Here is a 21524-nt window from a genome sequence, read left to right as displayed (position 1 = left end):
GATGAATAGCAATCTAGTTGCTCAAATGGGAACCCTTTCTCGCTTTATCTTTCGTCTCAATCGATTACGTATTCTTATATGGATTGTCTCCCTTACATTTTTCACATTAGTAGTGCCAACATCATTTGTGGTTTTATATAGTTCACAACAGGAGAGAGAAGCTATGGCTCAGACGATGGCGAATCCAGCGATGACAGCCATGATTGGTCCAGCTAATTTAAGTAATTATACGATTGGTGTTATGACAGCTCATCAAATGCTTCTGATGACTGCAACGGTGGTGGGATTAATGAGTATCCTACTTGTCACACGTCAAACTCGAACTGATGAAGAGGATGGTCGATTAGAAATGATTCGTTCACTGCCAACTGGACGACTTTCATATTTGAATGGATCGTTACTAATTATAACGGTTACGAGTATTGGTTTGGCATTAATTAATGGTTTTGGTCTTTATGCACTTAGAATAGAGAGTATGGATTTGGAAGGTTCATTATTGTATGGAACAGCCTTAGGTGCAACTGGATTGTTCTTTGCAGGTGTTACTGCTGTATTTGCACAATTAAGTGAAAGTTCACGTGGAACCTTTGGTTATTCCATCGCGGTACTGTTAATTGCTTATTTGTTTCGGGCAATTACAGATGTTAGTAATGAAACGATATCTTGGATTTCCCCCCTGGCATGGGTGACGAAAGCAGAAGTGTATGATACGAATAATTGGTGGCCTATTTTGCTATTACTAGTGACATCTTTAGTTCTTTACATCGTAGCAAATTATTTGAATTCAATACGTGATATGGGTCGAGGATTCTTACCTTCCAAGCCCGGGAAAAAATATGCTTCTTCTTTTTTGAAGAGTCCAACCGGTCTCGCACTAAGGTTACAACGAACTGGGATTATATCATGGGCAATCGGTATGTTTGTATTAGGTGCATCCTATGGATCGGTATTGGGTGACCTAGAAACCTTTTTTTCTGATAATGAAGCAATGAAGCAGTTACTTCCCCCAGTTGAAGGAGTAACCTTGTTAGAACAGTTTATTCCAATGTTAATGATTGTAATTTCCTTACTAGCGACCATTCCTCCAGTTATGGCTATGAATAAACTGAGAAGTGAGGAGAAACAAGATCGTATTGTTCACCTATTGAGTAAATCTATATCACGAACTAAACTATTAGGTAGTTATTTCATCCTATCAATTATTAATGGTCTGATTATGATTTCGCTAGCGGCATTTGGTCTATGGTTAGTGGGAACTACAGTGGTTGCAGGGGGATTGTCTATTGATATGATATTTATTGCAGCACTGTCCTATTATCCAGCCATGGTAGTCATGATAAGTTTAGCAGTTTTTTTAATTGGTATATTTCCAAAGCTAACTAGTTTTATTTGGCTTTATATACTGTATTCCTTTCTGGTTTTGTATTTAGGTGGGTTATTCCAATTCTCAGAATGGGTTGGTAACATTTCTCCATATGGTCATGTTCCACAAACACCGATTGAGGATTTCTCAATTATGCCATTACTGCTGTTAAGTCTAGTAGCTATTGTATTCACAGTAATAGGTTTTATTGGCTTTAATAAACGGAATATCGAAAATTAATAGAGGAATGAACCAACTTTATTCCTTGCAGGAACCAAGCATTTCCAACCAAAACCTCTTCCAGCAAGTAGAGGAAGTACAGGACAAAGATCCTTTACAATAGTTTTACGTACCCGTAACTATATATTAGTTTCGGGTTTTGCTTATTATAAGGTTATATAATATATGTTCTTGTAGATTTGATTAATTTAAGAGGGGTCCGGTCACCTTCTTTAAGCTTTGACGAATAAGTCTGCGTAACTTAAGATTAATAAGATAGAAAATACATATTTTAGGAGTGCCCATGAAAATATTAATAGTAGAGGACGATAAAACGATTGCTTCTGGTATCGATTACTCCTTACAGAGCGAGGAATATGTGACGATTGTGGCACATTCAGTTAAAGAGGCAGAAGCCATTCTTACTAGCCAGCTAAAAGAAATAGATTTATGTTTACTTGATTTATCACTTCCAGATGGAACCGGCTATCAGTTATGTGAGATGGTGAAAAACCGGAGAGATGTTCCTGTTATTTTCTTAACCGCGCTTGATGATGAAGTGAATGTGGTGATGGGACTTGATATGGGAGCAGATGATTATATTACAAAGCCATTTCGTGTGCGTGAGCTCCTATCAAGGATTAACTCTGTATTACGTCGGTACCATAAGCAAGCTCAATCCAAGCCTTACATAGATCTTGATAATATTCGAATCAATACACTTGAAGGAAAGGTATATAAAAATGGTGAAGAGGTACTCTTAACGGCGTTAGAGTATCGGTTATTTCTTATTTTTGCGAATCATATTGGACAAGTTTTAACGAGAAATCAGTTGTTAGAAAGGATTTGGGATGTAGCAGGAGATTTTGTTAACGATAATACATTAACTGTTTATATCAAAAGATTACGAGAAAAGCTTGAGGATCACCCTCAAAATCCAACCATCATTAAGACAGTTCGTGGGATGGGCTACAAGGTGGGGGATTAACGTGCTTAGAAATCGAGAAATTCGAGTCTTCATAATCATCCAAATCCTTATTCTATGTGCAGCCATCCTAGCTTCTTGGTTTTTCCCAGCCTCCGGAATTATCTTGGTATTCGTTACTGGAACTTTGCTCATCATCAGTAACCTGTTGATGACGATTTGGCGTTACAAGGAAATGGAGAAGCTCTCTAACTATTTACGGCAGATTGCGAGTGGTGATTCCACACTCGATGTTCGGGATAATCAGGAGGGTGAGCTTAGTATATTAAAAAATGATATTTATAAAGTAACCTTAATGCTGACGGAGCATCGTGCACAGCTGCAGCGGGACCAAGTAAAACTAACTGATGCGATTTCTGATATTTCTCATCAAATCAAAACGCCGCTAACCTCAATGATGATCATGGCTGATGTGTTACATGATCGAAAGCTGGATGAATCCAAAAGAGCTGAGTTCACTCGTAATATTGGCATTCAGTTAGAACGGATGGATTGGTTGGTCACATCTTTACTTAAATTATCCAAAATGGATGCTGGCACCATTCTATTTAAGAAAAACCAGGTCGATGTAAGCCAATTGATTAAAAAAGCGATTGACCCGGTCTTAATCCCAATGGATATCAAGGAGCAATCTCTAGTAATAGAAGGAGTTCAACAATCTAGTTTTCTAGGTGATCTCAATTGGACAGCAGAAGCACTTATTAATATTTTGAAGAATTGTGTGGAACATACCCCAGATGGTGGAGAAATTTTCATTTCATATACAGAGAATGCGTTGTATACGGAAATTATCATCTCTGATAATGGGAAAGGAATCTCAAAGAAGGACCTACCATACATCTTCAAACGATTTTATAAAGGTGAAAATGCCGGAGAAGATAGTGTAGGGATTGGTCTTGCGATGGCATATAGCATCGTCAAAGCACAAAATGGAGATATTGAGGTCAAAAGTGAAGATGGGCAAGGGACTAGATTTCAAATTAAGTTCTATAAACAAGTCATATAAATAGTTCCTTAAGTGACTAAACTGTCACTTAGGAGTCACCTTATAGTCATTTTAGGCAGATATACTGAACTTAATCACAAATATCGGAGGTCATTCAATGAATATCTTACAAATTGAAAATCTGTCTAAAATCTATGGAAAAGGTGAGACAGCAGTGAAGGCATTAGATAATGTTTCCTTCTCTGTAAAAAAAGGAGAGTTTGTCGCAATTATCGGGCCATCTGGTTCTGGAAAATCAACCTTGCTCCATTTATTGGGTGGGGTTGATCGCCCCACGAGTGGAAAGGTGTTTGTCGATGACACAGATATCTATGAGTTAAATGAGACACAGTTAGCCATTTTTAGAAGAAGACAAATAGGATTAATCTATCAGTTTTATAATTTGATTCCTATCCTAACAGTTGAAGAGAATATCACATTACCGGTGCTTTTGGATGAACATAAGGTGGATCAAAAAAAATTCAAAGAAGTCGTGGAAATCCTAGGACTAGAGAATCGATTGCAGCATTTACCAAATCAGCTCTCCGGTGGTCAACAGCAGCGTGTGTCAATAGGGCGTGCTCTGATCAGTCATCCAGCACTAATGCTGGCAGATGAACCAACTGGTAACCTAGATAGCAAGAATAGTGGTGAAATTATGGAGCTACTAAAGCTATTTAATAAAACGTTTAATCAAACCTTAATTGTCATCACTCATGATGAACGAATAGCGTTGCAGGCTGATCGAATTATTGCCATTGAAGACGGTAGGGTTGCCAAGGACGAGGTGCTACGTCCATGAACATAGTAAATAAAATCACGATTAGGCATCTAAAGGAGAATAAGCGAAGAACGTTAGTCACGATTATTGGTGTCATTATCTCAGTTGCCATGATTACAGCTGTTGCTACACTAGGAGTCTCCTTCCTCGACTTAATGAAGAGACAGCATATTGCAATGAATGGTGAGTGGCATGTCGAGTATGAGGATGTGAATCATAATCAGTTAGAAATCATTGAAGAGGATGAATCGACTAAGCAATTACTTCTATCAAATAGTGTCGGGTACGCAGCTCTAGAAGGCTCTAAAAATGAAAGTAAGCCCTATTTGTTTATTAAAGAATATAACGAACAAGGTTTAGAGAACTTTCCAATAGAAATAAGTGAAGGACGTTTTCCAAAGTCTCGTGATGAACTAGTTCTTTCGGAAGAAATCGTAAAGAATGCAAAGGTAGATTTCGAGATTGGTGACCAACTTACAGTAGAAATTGGCGACCGCTTTCTAAAAACAGAGAGTAAACCCTTAACACAGGTTGATCCTCTTCAGACAATGGAGGATCAAGTCAATGAAACCCTTCAAATAAACCAGACGAAAACTTATACCATTGTCGGGTTTATGAAACGTCCTAACTGGGAACCAAGCTGGTCTCCTGGTTACACGGTCATCAGTTATGTTAATAAACAACTGCTAACTAAAGAAGACATAGTGGATGCTGTCGTAATTTTAGACAAAGTCAATATGTCTCTTTATAAGCATGCTGAGGAGTTAGTGACAGAATTAAATATTAATAAGGTGAACTTTAATGAAGAACTGCTTCGTTTATATGGGGTAACGGATAATTCTGGACTTAGTAAAACCCTTTATTCGTTAGCAGGTATTATTATGACTGTAATCATTGTCGGTTCAGTTTCACTAATATATAATGCATTTTCTATCAGTGTTTCAGAGCGATCTAGACATTTAGGAATGCTAGCAAGTGTCGGGGCTACGAAAAGACAAAAACGAAACTCTGTCTTTTTTGAAGGAGCAGTTATCGGTGGAATCAGCATTCCAATTGGTATTGCTTCTGGCTTAGTAGGGATTGGGGTTACTTTTTGGTTTATTAATTCCTATATTCATGGTGCTCTAGGTGTATCGGAAAAACTGGAGGTTGTGGTTACCCCAGGTTCGATATTGGTTGCCTGTCTGATTTCCATTTTGACAATCTTCATCTCTACTTATTTACCGGCAAGAAGGGCTTCAAAGGTGTCGGCTATTGATGCGATTCGGCAAACACATGATGTTAAGCTTTCAGGTAAAACCGTAAAGACATCAAAACTGGTTCGCAAAATTTTTGGAATGGAAGCAGAAATTGGCTTGAAAAACTTGAAAAGAAATAAACGTAGGTATCAAGCCACTGTATTCTCACTAGTTATTAGTATTATTTTGTTTCTTTCAGTTTCCTATTTTACTTCCAATCTAGAAAAATCGCTCATCTTATCACAAGACAATATTAAGTATGATATTCTAATTACCGGTGGAAATGCAGAAGAGTTAAGAGAGTTCAAGAATGTTAACTACGTTACAAAAAGTAGCCTTGTTCAAGAGGTATACACAAACAGCTGGATTGATGAGACCATGATTCCTCAAAGGTTACAGAAACAAGTGAAACAGGATCCTAGTATGCTGAAAGAGGGAAAGTATTCTTACTATGTAACATTACATGCTTTAGATGAAGAGAGCTTCAAGGCTTATGCTTTGGAAGTAGGTGCTAATGTGGAAAAGCTACTGGATCCTACCAATAAAGCAGGCATTATCATTGAGGATATCTCCTATCAAGATGGTCAGACAGGTAAGATCATCGAAACTAAATCTATTCTGGCAGAACCAGGGCAGCAAATTGAGTTAACGTCGATGGATTACGAAACAGAAAAAGAATCCAATTTTGCTACTGTTGAAATTGACGCCTTAACAGATAAGGTTCCTATGGGCATTAATACTGCAGCAATAGGTGGTTTGGATATGATAGTTTCTATGGAAACACTCAAGCACCTCATAAATGGCCAAGATGTAGATAATGAAGTACAAACCCAGTTATTCTTAAATAGCTCAGATCCAATGGCGACTCAAGAGGCCATCGAAGAAATAAAGTCTGGTAATGTGTATGTTTACAATGTCCAACAAAATAGACAAGAAGATGAACAGCTAATTATGCTCATGTCTGTTTTTACCTACGGGTTTATTGTGCTAATCTCATTAATTTCAGTTGCCAATATATTTAACACCATTTCAACAAGCATCACGTTGCGAAAACGTGAATTTGCGATGCTACGTTCTGTCGGGATGACACCTTCAGGTTTCAATAAAATGATAAATTATGAAAGTATTTTTTATGGATTAAAAGCTTTGCTCTATGGAGTACCAATCAGTTTAGGGATCATGTATTTAATCTATTGGTCCATGCGTCAAACGTTTGAATTTGGGTTCGAATTACCGTATATAGATTTTGTATATGTGGTGATTTCATTATTTATCATCGTTGGTTCTGCCATGATCTATTCCATTAGCAAAGTTAAAAAAGAAAATATCATTGATGCGCTAAAGCAGGAAAATATATAAGTCTAGGATGGGAGATCACATTTTATTAGTGTGGTCTCTTTTGTATTCTTTAATAAAAAAAAGGATCATGAAACAAATCAATTTATTCATAGGAAAATTAGATGGAATCAAAAATGTAGATAGTAAGAGTTAGAATGAGTCGTTCGTTGACAAAAAGTCAACATTAATGTATTTTTATAGTAGAAAAGCTAGTTAGAAAGGAAAGCAAAGATGGATGAGAAAAATAATGAATTAGGTCTGCTACTGAAGGGCTTGCTGAAGGAACGGAATTTATCCATGAGAAAATTAAGCGAGATGACAGGGGTTGATACTGCGATTATCTCGAAAGTTATCAATGGTAAACGAAAAGCTACTCCTGATCATCTACAGCGTTTTTCGGAACAGCTTGATATATCAATCTCCAAATTATATGAAGCTGCAGGTTATCCAGTTGACCGAAAGAAGTCAGATTTTTATGATTCGATTGGCGACATACAATCAATTATGGAAACAACTAACTTAATAGATAAAGAGTTTCGCCTAAACGACGTCAAACAAGAATTCGAAAAGTATCAACAACTCTCGTTAGAGGAAGAAGGGACTGAAACAGTCCTTGGACAGTTTGATGAGAAGGTGGATAAGGTTGGAGGTATGGGCCACTTTATTCATCACTTAAAGGATATGTACGAGCAATTTTCCCGGAAAAAGGGGACAAAGACGGAGCTTGCTCTGATGGGGGGAGCCCTCCTATATTTTATAGTAGCCGTAGATTGTATTCCGGATTATCTTTTTCCAGTCGGTTTTATAGACGATGCGGTTGTCATTAATTGGGTTATAAATGGAATGGCTATGAAAAAATGATCAATATGGGATAAAAAAAATTAATAAAAAGGATCGAGAATATGAGCAGAATAAGACGTAGTAAATTGAAAAACAGGATTGTTAGGATTGCTGTTGCACTGCTTATAATAAGTATGTTAGCCATCGGATATATTGTCTATCAGTATCGAGATGGTATGAACATGGCAAAAACAGTGGAAACACAGCATCAGGAATATGAATTTCATGGAGAGAGAAATCTCGATAAGATTAATGTCCTATTGCTTGGAGTCGATGCCCGCCCGGAGGAGAACAAGTCCCGAACCGACTCCATTATGGTTGCACAGTATGATCCAAAGGAAGGAACGGCAAAGCTCATCTCAATTATGCGGGATATTTACACAGAAATTCCTGGATATAAAAATTACAAAATTAATACTGCGTTCTATTTGGGTGGACCGGAGTTGCTGCGGGAAACATTAGAAAACAACTTTGACCTAGATATTGAATATTACGCCCTAATCGATTTTAAAGGATTTGAAAAAATGGTCGATGTTCTTGCCCCAAACGGTATTGAGATTGATGTAGAGAAAAAGATGTCTGCCTATCTAGACGTCTCCCTAGAGCCTGGCCTTCAGTTATTGAGCGGTAAGGAGCTATTGGAATATGCCCGTTTCCGCATGGATGCAGAAGGCGATTTCGGTCGTGTTAGGCGTCAGCAGCAGATTATCAATGCAATGAAGGACGAACTTTTAAGTGCCAATGGTGCATTAAAGCTTCCAAAGATGCTTGGTACTGTTCAACCATATGTCCAAACAAATCTCCATGGACAAGATTTACTTAATCTTATAAAGGACATTGCCCTACAACGTCCTGAGACAGTAGAAACACTAACCATCCCCGTGCAAAACTCTTATACGGATGTAAGATATGAAGGAGTTGGGCTGGCTTTGGATATTGATTTTGAGCAAAATAAAGAGGCGATTCAATCCTTTTTAGCGGGTGATTCTACAATCCTACTATCCGGTGAAGATGTTGTCAGTGAGTAAAAAAGAAGTAAGGAGTACAACTATTCTCAAATCGAAATTGGCAAGTATGACTACGGTATTAAACCGGAATCATGCATGCTATTTTTTTTGGGTCGGCTTGTTATTGTAAAATTCGAATTACTTTCTCAAATAAGGTACACTTCCTCATCCGACTATCCTCTACAACGTCACAAGAGACGAATAATTCATGGCCAAATTTATATAAATAGTCATAAGCAACTTTATCTGAAGTGATAGAGATGAAGAAAAGTGTAAGATGTTTGACAGAAGCCGATAAACGTTGTAATCTATTCCAAGCGGATTAATCGGATTATTATGGTGAAGAGAATACAACGATTTTCGATTAGTGACGTAGTATTATATTAAAAGGGGGAGTACAGAAGATGAATACTGTTTTTATTTTATTAAATATTGTTATCATGCTTGCACTTATCGGTATTTTATTTTATATGCAAAAGAAGCACGTTTCTTTTAGTAAGCGCGTATTTACTGGATTAGGTCTTGGTATATTACTAGGAGCTTTCTTGCAGATTGCTTATCAACCAGGTTCAGAGATTGTTAGCACAACGACCGATTGGTTTAATATTGTCGGTAGAGGCTATGTAAGCTTACTAATGATGATTGTAATCCCACTTATTATGGTGTCGATCATTCAGTCCATTATTAATTTGGAGAAGTCTTCTGATTTAGGTAAAATGTCCGCTTGGATCATCGGTATTTTGGTAGCAACCGCAATGGTAGCAGCTGTCGTTGGTATTGGTGCTGCTTCGATCTTTAATTTAGATGCTAGTCAAATTGAAGCTGGTCAAGCGGAAAATGAACGAGGTATGGCCTTAGAAGAAAGATTAGGTACTGTTTCAGATTTGACTATTCCACAACAAATACTAAGCTTTATCCCGTCTAATCCATTTTTAGACATGACAGGTGCTCGTGCGACATCCACAATTGCAGTCGTTATTTTTTCAATCATTGTTGGTATTGCCGTTCTAGGAGTACGAAGAAAGCAACCAGAGCAGGCAGAGGTTTTTGTTAACTGGATGAATGCTATTTATGCGATTGTCATGCGAATCGTAACACTGATTCTTCGTTTAACACCATTTGGTATCTTGGGATTAATGGCAAATACAGTAGCAAATACGAATGTTGCCGGAATTCTAGAGTTAGGTAAATTTGTTGGAGCTTCCTATGTTGCGTTACTAGCAATGTTTATCATTCACTTAATTGTCGTTGGTTTGTTTGGGCTTAACCCATTAACATTCCTACGTAAGGTATTACCGGTATTAGGCTTTGCTTTTACATCTCGTTCTAGCGCAGGTACGATTCCGTTAAATATTCAAGCACAAAAAAATAGCTTAGGAGTCGATCAAGGTATTGCTAATATGTCTGCATCGTTTGGTGCAACCATTGGACAGAATGGGTGTGCGGGAATTTATCCAGCGATGTTAGCAGTGATGATCGCTCCATCACAGGGAATCGACCCACTTTCACCTGGATTTATCATTCAATTGATTCTGATCATTGGTATCGCATCATTTGGTATTGCTGGTGTCGGTGGTGGTGCAACATTTGCAGCATTAATCGTACTTTCATCTATGAATCTACCAGTAGCTTTAGCAGGACTACTTATCTCTGTTGAGCCACTAATTGACATGGGACGTACAGCATTAAATGTAAATGGAGCAATGCTATCAGGTACATTAACATCTAAGATTATGAATAAGCTCAATATAAAAACATTCAACAATCCTGAAGCGATTGAAAGAGAAACAAGTTTATAAAAAGCACAATTCTCGCCCTGTATATTGTAAATAAGTAAAGTATAGGACCTCTATCAAATGATGGAAGGTCCTATTTTATCATAGCGGAAAAATGGTAAAAACTATAAAGGGGCTAAATGAATTTGCATAATAATTTATATATTTGGGGCTTAACCCATTTATATCGGTTATCTCTTAGAACTGTAATCGGTTTTTAACCAGTTATTTGGACTTAAATTAACTTTGTTTGCACCTGCATTTTTTGAAAGTGTTTCTACAACACTATCTAAGGGAAGGACATTATACGTATAAGGTAACGTTTCATCATACTTATACTCGAACTCAAATGGATCAGTCGGTGGATTCATTTTACTCATAAATTCACTTCCCACGATATGAGAAGACCATGCCCAATTACCGATGGTTGATTTGTCATACCACGTAAAGCCTGTTGTGAATAGATTATCACCATTGTTGTCCCAGCTACTTCCCGTGTACGTTCCATACTTATTAGTAACCTTGGAATTTACGATTAAATTTCTATTATACGCACTATGGAATAATTCAGCCCATTGCGCATCCATGTTTTTTGTATCTAGCCCTTGAATCTCAGCACCAATAATTGGTTCGTTAATGTCTTTAAATACAGAGGTATCTGTAGCGATAGAAGCCCCATTTCGCGCATTAAGTGCTCGTGACAGTGTATCTGTTCCATATTCAGCAATTGCGCTTACATTATCCAAAACATCCTGATGCGTGGAGTTATCCAAATACAAGTTGTATGTATGACCCGTACCTTGACGTATCATAGGAACTCTCTGTCCAATATTCGTATAACTGTTATAGGCAAGTGTTAATCTGATTCGTTGATTACCATCTTTTATCTCATTTCCACTACTAGACACATAATTCACATAGTCTTTATCACCTGAGCCGGTTAAATGTACCTTGCTATGGTAAGCTGCATATGCCATAATTTGTTCTTTAGTTGCACCGGCATTACGCATGTTATAATACACACTCTCAGAATTTAGTTCACCAGAAGCATATCTTTCTTCCATATATTGAATGGATTGATAAATATCACTATCTTCTGACGGATTTTCATTTGCAGGTAATCCGAAATCAGACCAGGAAATCGTAATATTGGAACCACCATTCTCTGTATCAATTAATCCATCTGATGCAATTGGAAAGCTACTATGGTCGATCCATACATTATTTGCCCCGTTTACTTTCAGAAAGGACCAGCCTACTTCCTTATGTTTTCCTGTATCATCCCATTGCCACATTCCATCAAATTTCAAATTTCTGATGACAATATCATTTACAGATCTTTGTAATTTAAATTCTGCACTTCTAATCGTTTTCCCTTTTTTAGAATAAATAGTTAAGCCATCGATATTATTAATATTTATTTGTGAAACACCGGAGGCTTCTATCTTTGGATTTGTATATCCGTTCATAGGATCTCGGTATTTCGATACAAAACGATACTTTTTTGCTTCATCTGAACTTAAATTTAGTGCTTTCCAACCTAGGTTTAGATCTTTCGCCACTTCAATTACTTTGACACTTCCAGTTCCCGCATCCAAAATTGCCTGCAAAAACTCTCTTTCCGTTTTAACCTTACGATAAAAAGAGGTCTCAATGTAATGGCTTCGGTCATTAACCCCTAATGATGCATAACCCGTTACAGATAGAAAAATATTGTCATAGTTCTTAATAGATCTTGTTGTGTTTGGAATTGAATCGATTTCTGATGCATTTACTACACCATTTCTACCCAATACTAACGATGAGGTAAAGAATGAGAGAATTACTACCCATATCATTGCCTTGCGAAATTTCATTGTATTACCACCTTTGCAAATTTTTTAAAGATATATGTGAGTCTGGATGCAAACAAACGGCTTATAAAATAAAGCCAATCACATTTTTTACCTTTAATCACCTCCTAAAATAACGCTATACTTTCGTGTAGCAAATAGTTGTAAGTGCTACACTTCTTTGTGTAAACCCTTTCATTTTAATCTGAAACAAAATAGCAGTATGTTTCTTTTGAATTTTTCTTCTAAGTTTGATAAAAAACATCATATTATCAATATAAGTATATCAACCTCTCGATTACATATTTTGTAGATATATTCCATTACTGTTTACAATTTTGTATGTCTATGTAATGTAAAACACAATGAGTTAGTGAATGGGTTTTCGAAAAATCACCGCTTTTCGATTTATTCAAGATTAACAACCTCATGCATTAGGGCCAATGAGTAAACCAAAGGAGTGCTCCTTTTATACTGAAAAATGAAACGTTGATTGTGATTATCAGTTGTTAAGTAGGATTAAAGTAGTGATTGTTTGAAAAAAGAAGGTAATACATGGAATCTTGATAAATAGTAATAAATATACTCTCTACCAATAAGCAAACTAGTAGGCTGTTGATTGTACGAACCAAACTTTGACTAAATACAACCTAAGTACAAGAAGAAATATTCTCACATGTTAGATAATTAGCAGTTACGAAAAGAGGTGGGATAGTTGGTACAAAAGGTAAGCGTTTCACTAAGGGAGCAACGTTTTTACATAGATCGTTTTACTGGTCTTCATCCATCTATGGCAACACACCACCTGCACCAAGACTATGAAATTTATTATTTGTATGAGGGAGAACGGATCTATTTAATCAATGGGGAAGAATACGTGTTAAAGAATCAGCATCTAGTGTTTATTGATAAAAATGTCATCCATAAAACATTAGTAAAGGGTAATCTAGTGTATGGTCGAATAGTCATTAACTTTAGAGAATGTTTTTTGAGTTCAAGAGAGCGTCACATTATTAAGCAACTTTTTGAAGAAGGACCTTATGTTTTACCAATTCCTCATGATAAAAGATTAATAATCAACACCATAATTATGAAACTATACGAGGAGTATCAGATGAATCTAAAGGAGAGGGACACGTATCTTAGTTCTCTATTGTCTCAATTATTAATTGAATCTAGTAGATTGTTAGAGCTCGTAAGCCCCCAAAAAAAGAGCAAGGTTATCGGTACCCAACAAAGGATAGGTAATAATGAAATTGAAAAAATCATTACATATATAAACAATGAATTTTCAAATGATATATCTCTTTGTTTACTATCTCGTCGATTTCATTTAAATGAACAATATATCAGTAGATTATTTAAAAAATATACTGGATGTAGTTTTATTGACTACTTACATGCAATTCGTATAAATGAGGCAAAAAGATATTTAAATGAAACGACCATGAAAGTGAACCAAATTGCAGTAAAGGTAGGATACGCTAATAATGTTCAATTCTGGCGTGTTTTTAAAAAGATAACAGGTGTATCTCCCAAACAGTATAGACTTCATAAACAGCAAGAGAATCAATGATTCTTTTTCGGTGTATTTTAACACAAGAATTAACACGATATTGTTGTATTTACAGAATTTATAGAAAAGTGTGGTTGCTTTGGTTATATCTTTGGCTCAAACCTTGAAATGGGTAATGAAGCGGCTTTTGTTGCTGGGGAACAAGCGATTATGCTTATTGTGATCTTTTTGATTACTTGGGTACTATCAATTATTGCTTCATTCTTTAGTGTAGGGAAAAAGGTAAGCTAAGCGAATTGTTTTGAATACCCTTTTTGAAGATACGATCAAAAGTGGAATCCATGTTATGGGTTCCACTTTTTTTGACATATTAACCTTATAAATCCAATAACCCAAGCTTTTCGTATGCTTTGTCTCTTGTAAGATTATGTGATTGCCATGTATCGCTTTTAATGTATTCTCTTTCAGCCTTACGTTGTTTTAATAACTCTTCCAACCCTGGGATTTCAGGATTTTTCTCATAAAGCTCGATTAAACCAAGGACCCCTGTCGAGGATAATCTATTTAAATAATCGATATCAATTTTGCCAGTTGATTCATACCGGGCAATATTGCGATCAACAACGATTTGGTCAAAGTTTACAAGATTGATGCCGGTATAAAATACGATTGAAGAGATGAAATAAAAGTGAAACAAAGAAAGCCTCTTTAACCAGATTTTCACAAGGGTATAAGCAAAGATGACCATAAGAAATATCATAAAGGAAGTCACCAGTATTCTTGTAAAAGTAGCTCCATATGCATCCTCATACAAAGCCATTCGCATGAAGGCAGAGACTAGCAGAACTCCACTCGTTAAGACCAGGACGGTTAGTGCCAATTGGATGGTTTTTCTTAACCCTTCTATTGAGGTTTTCGTAAATTGAATCACCACAGTAATAACAGTCAGGTTTATCAAGGTTACAAACAGCAATTCAAAAAAGCCGCGACGTGCATATTGAGCATACGTATAACCATCCTCAAGTGTGCCACTAAAGAAATACTTGAATTGGACGGCAACAAACAATACATACACCAAGTTAAGGAGCAATAGAACAGTCAGAGTAATGATACCGTCCAATACCATCGGATTAAAGTGAGATTCTTTTTGGATAGCTTGAATCTTTTTCTGCGAAAGCACCTGTAAGAATCCAAAGAAACCAAAGGTATAAATTAGGATGACGACTATGCGGAAGAAGGTTTCTGGATTAAAGCTTAATAACGTAGGAATGTTGCTTAAAAGCCTTTCAAATTGGACATCAGCTGAAGCTAATAGATTTAGGATGACAAATAAAATGGGAATTGAAATGGCTATTCCAATCATTATTTTTTTCCAAACATCATATTTCTTTGGATTACTGTTTTGCTTAAGGCTACCGGTTAAATGAGCTATAAAACGAAAATTATAGAGAATTCCATTTCCAAGACGTAATAAAACATAAGAGAGGAAATTCAACTTATTCCACTCCATTTTTTTCGGTGACGTAATTAATACAAGATGAAAAATAACTAAGGCAGGAATTACAAGGATATTTAATGCATAAAACACGGTTATATCATAGAGATAATAACTTGATGCTAGAAGCCAAATGGAGATGAGAACTAGATAGCCCAGTCTCTGATGTGAAAATGAGAAGCTACGAAATCGTAGGTAGAATACCGCGTAAAATGCACTGATAAAGACAAAATAAGAAATGCCAATCAGATCCCGGTAGAATGCTTCTTCAGCAACGATACCAACAATCAGGCACACAAGCAAAAACTTCATATCTCTTTTTTCTATTTTCATTTCCATGTTTCGAACCTCCAATAATCGTTTTTCTTTGTATATAGAAATTCTAGGTATTATTTCAAAAAAAAGCTTATAAAGAAGCTTTCTTCCCCCACCTGTAGCTAACCACACAAACTGGATATAATAATATCGTGAGCAGGATACAGAGTCCAATAAAGGTTTCTTGCAATAATGGAAAGAACCATTCATGAGGTATGAGATGGAAAACGGTTAAAACCATAAGTGTTAAATTTGGAATTAAGGCCAGAAGGAACGTTCGAGTCAACAAACTCTTGCCTTTATGTCCAAAGCTTTTTCCAATTTCATAGCCAAGTAAGGCCCAAAAAACCATGTAAACGAAAGCAATGATAATCGGAAAGGAAGTCAGTTTCATCCAAAATGTGGTAAGCCAATTCCAATCAAAAAGATGATGCGCGAGAGTAAGAATAGCTCCACCTGCGAAAAAAAGAACATTTACAGCGATGAACAACCACTTCATATTGCTAGGTGTAACCGAAAGCTCTTCTTTCCAAATGTCAGCAATTTCTTTTGGAGTTCCGAACTTAGAATAAACCTGAGACCGCATCTCGGATTCATCTTCAATGTTATAGTATTCAAATAGAAGTTCATCAAGATGAACTTCATATTCTGTTAAAATAGATTTCTTATCCGGGTGATCTCCGAGACTATTTGACAAGTCTGTTAAGAATTCATTCTTTAACCGTTCCATTACTATTTCTCCCCATTAACTTGTTCATGACAGAAACAAAGTTATTCCACTCTTCTGTTTTCTCCAGGAGCATTTCTTTTCCAGCTTCCGTTACTCGGTAGTACTTCCTTGCAGGACCTTTCTCTTGCTCTTGCCAATAGCATTCAATGTATTCTTGTTTTTCAAGCTTATGTAGTGCTGGATATAATGTGCCTTCTTTAACCGAAAACTCATTTTCGCTCCGTTTTTCCAGTTCTTTTACGAGTTCGTAGCCGTACATGTCTCGCTCCTCCAACAACTGAAGCAACAAAAGGGACGTACTTCCTTTAACCAATTCACGATTAAACATCTATTCACCTACCTAGAAATTTTATGTATATCGAAATTCTATAATGTATTTTACGATTTGTAAAGAGGGTGTTTTTATAATATAAGTTTCAACTCACTAGATTTTGGGGATTCCTCTATTGGATGGAGACAAATTAATAATCTTTCGCTATTCTAGGGTAAGGATAGGGGGAATCGTAGTGGAGCCATTACTTCATGGGATTTTATTGGCGTTTGGATTAATATTACCTTTAGGTGTTCAAAATGTATTTATATTTAATCAAGGAGCGACCCATAACAGATTCACAAATGCTTTTCCTGCAATTATTACAGCAGGAGTTTGTGATACGATACTGATTTATTTGGCTGTGACAGGTGTATCTATGATTGTGTTTAGCTTTGAATGGCTAAAGCTTACGTTATTTTTAGTAGGATTCTTCTTCTTAGCCTATATGGGGTGGATTATGTGGAAAAGTAAACCTGAAATAAGCGTTAATCAAGAACAACCTCGTTTTTCTGCACGAAGACAAGTTACGTTTGCTGCTTCTGTATCATTACTCAATCCTCATGCTATTATGGATACGATTGGAGTTATCGGAACTAGTTCCTTGGCATATACAGGCTATGAAAAATGGGTGTTTACTTTGGCTTGTATAGTGGTCTCTTGGATCTGGTTCTTTTCCTTGGCAATTGCAGGCAGGAAGATGGGTCAAATTGATAAAACTGGTAAACTGCTAAAAACATTGAATCAAGTTTCTGCAATTATTATATGGCTGATGGCGGTTTTTATGGGTTATCAATTGTATTTAATTTTAAATTAATTAAAGTCAAGTTAATGTAAAACTGAGTTTGAACTAGGATAACAATAGAGTGTAAATGAGCGTTAACCCAAGGAAGGGTTGCGCTTTTTTGATCTAGAGATAATTATGGCAATCTAATGAACATCCCTTTTCTGTGAATCAGCTCACACCTTTATCAAGTGATCGTTGTTACTATTAATTGAGTGATTGAATCGAAGAGTGTATGTTCAACGAAATATCAGTAGGTAGGGGGAAGTTAAATGAGTATGTTTTGTTTTCAATGTCAAGAAACAGCAAATGGAACAGGGTGCACGATCGCCGGAATTTGTGGAAAAAAAGATGACTTAGCGAATATGCAAGATTTATTGATTTATCTAGTAAAGGGAATCGCAATTGTTCATACAGAAGCTAGAAAATTAGGAATTAAGAATAGCAACGCTGATGAGTTTATTGTAAATAGTCTTTTTATGACGATCACAAATGCCAACTGGGATAAAAATGACTTTTTTAATAAAGTTAGAAATGGTCTGGAAATCCGTGAAGAGATAAAGATGATGATTAAAAAGACTGGTGCAAAATTATCTAATAGTAGTGATTATGTAAATTGGTATGGTGAGTCCAATCTTGAGTTTGAATCGAAAGCTGCTTCACAAGAGGTTAGCATTCTAGCAACAAGAGATGAAGATATTCGCTCATTAAGGGAATTAATTATGTATGGTCTAAAAGGATTGGCTGCATATCTTCAACATGCAGCACATTTAGGCTATAAAGATGACAGTATTTATGCATTTATGCAAAATACATTAGCACAAATTACAGATGATAAGGCTACACTAGAAGAATTAATTGGTTTATCGATGGAAGTTGGAAAATATGGAGTTCATGGGATGGAATTATTAGACACAGCAAATACTTCCACATATGGACATCCTGAGGTAACGAAGGTAAACATCGGTGTTCGCCAAAACCCTGGAATTTTAATAAGCGGACATGATCTTAAAGATATCGAACAATTATTAGAGCAGACCGAGGGCACTGGTGTTGATGTTTACACACATAGTGAAATGCTCGTAGCCAATTATTATCCGGCATTTAAAAAATATGATCATTTTGTAGGAAACTATGGAAATGCATGGTGGGAACAAAAACGTGAATTTGAAAGCTTTAATGGACCTATCTTAATGACAACAAACTGTATTGTACCACCGAAGGCTTCTTACAAGGATCGAATGTATACAACTGGGGCAACAGGTGTAGAAGGTGTCACTTATATTGAGGAGCAAGAGGATGGAACAAAGGATTTCACAGTGATTATAGAGCATGCAAAACAATGTGAACCACCTATTGAAATTGAGAAGGGTGAGATTGTTGGAGGGTTTGCACATAATCAAGTAGGGCAGGTTGCGGGCCAGGTAGTTGATGCAGTGAAAAATGGGGATATTAAACGATTCTTTGTGATGGCAGGCTGTGATGGACGTCATAAAAGTAGAACATATTATAAAGAGTTTGCAGAAGAGCTTCCTAAGGATACCATCATCCTAACAGCTGGCTGTGCTAAATATCGCTATAATAAGCTTGATTTGGGCGATATCAATGGTATTCCAAGGGTACTTGATGCAGGTCAATGTAATGATTCATATTCACTTGTCATGACAGCATTGAAACTAAAGGATGCCTTAGGCTTGGAAAGTATTAATGATCTTCCACTGTCTTATAATATTGCATGGTATGAGCAAAAGGCTGTCATCGTATTCTTATCATTACTATATCTAGGTGTGAAAAACATTCATGTTGGCCCTACATTACCAGCATTCCTATCACCAAATGTCACAAACTTCTTAGTCGAAAACTTTGGTGTAGGAAGCATTACCAATACAAAAGATGATCTTGATTTGTTTATGAATGTAGGGGTGAGCTAAGGATTTTTTATTGACTTGCTTGATAGATTCACTTCGTTTTTCTTGTACATAAGAAGAGCGGGGTGTTTTTTCTATTAATCAGCAAGGACAACGGTCACCAAACTCAGAAACTCAGTATAAGTGACCGGTCTCTGGTCTGCATCGAAAACGATAGAAAACAAAAAACTCCTTCCTGTACAAACACAAACGTACTAGAAGGAGTTTTCTATAGTTTCTACAGTGTATATCGCTTTAATAAATCGTTTAAATCACGATTCAATTCGGTTAGTTTTTCTGCAGAATTCGCTACATTCGCGATTGCATTAACCTGTTCATCAATAGATGAAGAGATTTCCTGTACTGATGCAGCTGTCTCTTCAGAAACGCTAGATGCACTTTCAATTCCAATGCTCATCTGTTTGTTATATTCAGTAATAGCGTCCATTTCCTTATTAACCGCTACCAGGGCTTCAGCTATTTGATTAAATGAAGAGGACATCTCATTGAATTTGCTTTCAGTTCGTAGAACGTCATTATTTAATTCTTCAGCAGTTTTTAGTGTTCCTTGTACCGTTTCTACCGTTTTAGAGGTTTCTGAAACAATAGCCGAAACGACACCATGTACTTGGTGTGTTGCTTGTTTTGATTGTTCAGCTAGTTTCCTAATCTCATTGGCAACTACGGCAAATCCTTTACCGTATTCACCTGCTCTTGCTGCTTCAATACTAGCATTAAGAGCTAATAAATTTGTCTCTTCAGCAATCGTTTCGATTGTTTCCATTACATTTGTAATTTGCTTAGTTTTGTTATTTAAGCTTTTAATTACAGTGTTTATTTCTTGTGAGGCCGCTAATGAATCAGCGTTTGATTTTCGTAATTGCTGAACAATTTCAATTCCCTCAGATGAAATTTCTGCTGTGCTTTTGGTGATTTTGTGCATCGTTTGGCTTTGGATGTCCATCGCTTCAATAGAAGTAGTTAATAGCTCCACTCTACGAATGATTTCTTCTAAATCATTTGCTTGTTCTTGTGTACCAGTCGCAATTTCAGTTATAGCTCCACCGACCTGTTCACTACTCGCAGATGTTTCCTCTGAAATAGCAGATAAGTCGTTTGCAGAGTCTAGTAAATGTTCACTCGTGGTCTTTACATTTTCAATCAGTGATCGTAATTCACGTGACATTTTATTAAAGGCAAATGCTAATTTCCCAATTTCATCACTTGACTCAGGTAGATTAGTCACTCTTACGTGCCCCTCAGAAATCTGAGTGGCCGCTTCCGCTACTTCTTGTAACATTGTTACTTTTTTCCGAATAGCAAAATAAAAGACTAGAGAGCTAATGATAATAATTCCAGCTGTTGAACCAAAAATAATATATTTTAAGATCATTAAATCTTCATAAAACTCGTCTTGAAATACAGCAATTCCAATTGTCCAACCCCAAGGCTCAAAGTATTCTCCGTAGGCAGTTTTATCACTAAAAGAACCATCTGGTTGCTTATCAGAGTAAATGACATAGCGATCTTCTTCATTAGTGGACTTGCTTCCGCTTACGATTCGCTCACGATTACTTCGGTTTTGCTCGTCAGCCGGAGCACCTCCTACTTTTGAAGGGTGAATCTGTAAAAGTAAATCAGAGTCAAAAGCTAATATATAACCATTATCTTTATACATAAATTGTGACTGCTTATAATCATAAAGTCCATTCTCATCTACTGGACCGTTTAAAATGGTTCGCGCCTTATCTTTTCCTTCTTCTAACGTTAGTTCGCCACTCTCTACTCTTTCATTGATTAATTCTAATGTAGAATGTGCCCCTTTAACGATACTTTGTAAATCACTTTTCCCTGCGTCTAGGAGTTGATTTTTAGCAACAAAGTAACTTGTTGAACCAATTATTCCACCTGTTACGATAATGATTATTATAATTAAAAGCATGAGTTTACCGGAAATTCCCGATAAAGATAACTTCTTCTTATTCATGTAATCCCTCCTCGAACGAATTTTAAATTTGAACATATCTTTCTTATCGACAAGTAATTAGCTAATTTTAATGGTTTACTAATATGTAAGATTAACCAAAATCAAATTTGCGGGTTC

Annotated in this window: 17 protein-coding genes; 12 read left to right on the top strand and 5 right to left on the bottom strand. The window is 36.4% G+C overall.

Annotated features, from left to right (window positions below; genetic code table 11):
* Position 1 precedes the first annotated feature (1 nt).
* From BLQ56_RS15025 to BLQ56_RS14990, 8 genes are all read left to right on the top strand, one after another.
* Positions 2-1603 carry an ABC transporter permease gene (locus BLQ56_RS15025; protein WP_090856017.1) on the top strand — a complete coding sequence of 534 codons (1602 nt, stop codon included), beginning with the start codon at positions 2-4 and terminating at the stop codon, positions 1601-1603.
* 283 nt (positions 1604-1886) lie between these two features.
* Complete coding sequence (locus BLQ56_RS15020) at positions 1887-2570, top strand: response regulator transcription factor (RefSeq protein ID WP_090856014.1); 684 nt, start codon at positions 1887-1889, stop codon at positions 2568-2570.
* Between the two features lies 1 nt (position 2571).
* Positions 2572-3573, top strand: a complete 1002-nt coding sequence (locus tag BLQ56_RS15015; protein ID WP_090856012.1) for a HAMP domain-containing sensor histidine kinase — start codon at positions 2572-2574, stop codon at positions 3571-3573.
* Positions 3574-3670: 97 nt separating this feature from the next.
* Positions 3671-4354 (top strand): ABC transporter ATP-binding protein, encoded by a 684-nt coding sequence (locus BLQ56_RS15010; protein WP_090856009.1) that lies wholly within the window; start codon positions 3671-3673, stop codon positions 4352-4354.
* Positions 4351-6930: an ABC transporter permease gene (locus tag BLQ56_RS15005; RefSeq protein WP_090856006.1), complete on the top strand. Its 2580-nt coding sequence runs from the start codon at positions 4351-4353 to the stop codon at positions 6928-6930. Before BLQ56_RS15010 ends, BLQ56_RS15005 begins: the two co-directional genes overlap by 4 nt.
* Positions 6931-7140: 210 nt before the next feature.
* A complete protein-coding gene (locus BLQ56_RS15000; protein WP_090856003.1) occupies positions 7141-7770 on the top strand; it encodes a DUF1232 domain-containing protein in 630 nt (209 codons plus the stop codon).
* Between the two features lie 41 nt (positions 7771-7811).
* Positions 7812-8777, top strand: a complete 966-nt coding sequence (locus tag BLQ56_RS14995; RefSeq protein WP_090856000.1) for an LCP family protein — start codon at positions 7812-7814, stop codon at positions 8775-8777.
* Between the two features lie 383 nt (positions 8778-9160).
* A complete protein-coding gene (locus tag BLQ56_RS14990) occupies positions 9161-10555 on the top strand; it encodes an L-cystine transporter (RefSeq protein WP_090855997.1) in 1395 nt (464 codons plus the stop codon).
* Between the two features lie 167 nt (positions 10556-10722).
* Here the strand turns inward: BLQ56_RS14990 and BLQ56_RS14985 are convergent, their stop codons facing one another.
* Positions 10723-12387 (bottom strand): pectate lyase family protein, encoded by a 1665-nt coding sequence (locus tag BLQ56_RS14985; RefSeq protein ID WP_090855993.1) that lies wholly within the window; start codon positions 12385-12387, stop codon positions 10723-10725.
* A 691-nt stretch (positions 12388-13078) separates the two neighbouring features.
* On the opposite strand from BLQ56_RS14985, the gene BLQ56_RS14980 reads away from it, so the two are divergent.
* Both BLQ56_RS14980 and BLQ56_RS24100 read left to right on the top strand, forming a co-directional pair.
* Positions 13079-13939, top strand: coding sequence for an AraC family transcriptional regulator (locus BLQ56_RS14980; RefSeq protein ID WP_090855990.1), 861 nt, complete (start codon positions 13079-13081; stop codon positions 13937-13939).
* 108 nt (positions 13940-14047) lie between these two features.
* Complete coding sequence (locus tag BLQ56_RS24100) at positions 14048-14170, top strand: hypothetical protein (RefSeq protein WP_274380239.1); 123 nt, start codon at positions 14048-14050, stop codon at positions 14168-14170.
* Between the two features lie 85 nt (positions 14171-14255).
* On the opposite strand, the gene BLQ56_RS14975 is transcribed toward BLQ56_RS24100, so the two are convergent.
* The 3 genes from BLQ56_RS14975 to BLQ56_RS14965 form a co-directional block, all read right to left on the bottom strand.
* Positions 14256-15713, bottom strand: a complete 1458-nt coding sequence (locus BLQ56_RS14975) for a DUF4153 domain-containing protein (protein WP_090855987.1) — start codon at positions 15711-15713, stop codon at positions 14256-14258.
* A gap of 67 nt (positions 15714-15780) precedes the next feature.
* Positions 15781-16419: an HAAS signaling domain-containing protein gene (locus tag BLQ56_RS14970; protein ID WP_090855983.1), complete on the bottom strand. Its 639-nt coding sequence runs from the start codon at positions 16417-16419 to the stop codon at positions 15781-15783.
* Positions 16400-16747: a PadR family transcriptional regulator gene (locus BLQ56_RS14965; RefSeq protein ID WP_090855980.1), complete on the bottom strand. Its 348-nt coding sequence runs from the start codon at positions 16745-16747 to the stop codon at positions 16400-16402. The genes BLQ56_RS14970 and BLQ56_RS14965 overlap by 20 nt, the downstream gene beginning before the upstream one ends.
* 178 nt (positions 16748-16925) lie before the next feature.
* On the opposite strand from BLQ56_RS14965, the gene BLQ56_RS14960 reads away from it, so the two are divergent.
* Together BLQ56_RS14960 and hcp are read left to right on the top strand one after the other, a co-directional pair.
* On the top strand, positions 16926-17546 hold the full coding sequence (locus BLQ56_RS14960) for a LysE/ArgO family amino acid transporter (RefSeq protein ID WP_090855977.1): 621 nt from the start codon (positions 16926-16928) through the stop codon (positions 17544-17546).
* Between the two features lie 245 nt (positions 17547-17791).
* Entirely contained in the window at positions 17792-19444 is a 1653-nt protein-coding gene (gene hcp / locus BLQ56_RS14955; RefSeq protein ID WP_386756505.1) for a hydroxylamine reductase, read from the top strand.
* Between the two features lie 214 nt (positions 19445-19658).
* Here the strand turns inward: hcp and BLQ56_RS14950 are convergent, their stop codons facing one another.
* Positions 19659-21407, bottom strand: coding sequence for a methyl-accepting chemotaxis protein (locus tag BLQ56_RS14950; protein WP_090855971.1), 1749 nt, complete (start codon positions 21405-21407; stop codon positions 19659-19661).
* Positions 21408-21524 lie beyond the last annotated feature (117 nt).

The sequence above is a fragment of the Litchfieldia salsa genome (assembly GCF_900104555.1).
Classification (GTDB): Bacteria; Bacillota; Bacilli; order Bacillales; family Bacillaceae_L; genus Litchfieldia; species Litchfieldia salsa.
Note: the sequence above shows the minus strand (reverse complement) of the source record. Positions and strands in the feature narration are given on the sequence as shown.

Excerpts from the sequence above, each read along its gene's own strand:
- BLQ56_RS14950 (WP_090855971.1), bottom strand. The coding sequence starts at position 21,407 with ATGAATAAGAAGAAGTTATCTTTATCGGGAATTTCCGGTAAACTCATG.
- BLQ56_RS15020 (WP_090856014.1), top strand. The coding sequence starts at position 1,887 with ATGAAAATATTAATAGTAGAGGACGATAAAACGATTGCTTCTGGTATC.
- BLQ56_RS14995 (WP_090856000.1), top strand. The coding sequence starts at position 7,812 with ATGAGCAGAATAAGACGTAGTAAATTGAAAAACAGGATTGTTAGGATT.
- BLQ56_RS15010 (WP_090856009.1), top strand. The coding sequence starts at position 3,671 with ATGAATATCTTACAAATTGAAAATCTGTCTAAAATCTATGGAAAAGGT.
- BLQ56_RS15000 (WP_090856003.1), top strand. The coding sequence starts at position 7,141 with ATGGATGAGAAAAATAATGAATTAGGTCTGCTACTGAAGGGCTTGCTG.
- BLQ56_RS14970 (WP_090855983.1), bottom strand. The coding sequence starts at position 16,419 with ATGGAACGGTTAAAGAATGAATTCTTAACAGACTTGTCAAATAGTCTC.
- BLQ56_RS15025 (WP_090856017.1), top strand. The coding sequence starts at position 2 with ATGAATAGCAATCTAGTTGCTCAAATGGGAACCCTTTCTCGCTTTATC.
- BLQ56_RS14975 (WP_090855987.1), bottom strand. The coding sequence starts at position 15,713 with ATGGAAATGAAAATAGAAAAAAGAGATATGAAGTTTTTGCTTGTGTGC.
- BLQ56_RS14990 (WP_090855997.1), top strand. The coding sequence starts at position 9,161 with ATGAATACTGTTTTTATTTTATTAAATATTGTTATCATGCTTGCACTT.
- BLQ56_RS14985 (WP_090855993.1), bottom strand. The coding sequence starts at position 12,387 with ATGAAATTTCGCAAGGCAATGATATGGGTAGTAATTCTCTCATTCTTT.
- hcp (WP_386756505.1), top strand. The coding sequence starts at position 17,792 with ATGTTTTGTTTTCAATGTCAAGAAACAGCAAATGGAACAGGGTGCACG.
- BLQ56_RS24100 (WP_274380239.1), top strand. The coding sequence starts at position 14,048 with ATGGGTAATGAAGCGGCTTTTGTTGCTGGGGAACAAGCGATTATGCTT.
- BLQ56_RS14965 (WP_090855980.1), bottom strand. The coding sequence starts at position 16,747 with ATGTTTAATCGTGAATTGGTTAAAGGAAGTACGTCCCTTTTGTTGCTT.
- BLQ56_RS15005 (WP_090856006.1), top strand. The coding sequence starts at position 4,351 with ATGAACATAGTAAATAAAATCACGATTAGGCATCTAAAGGAGAATAAG.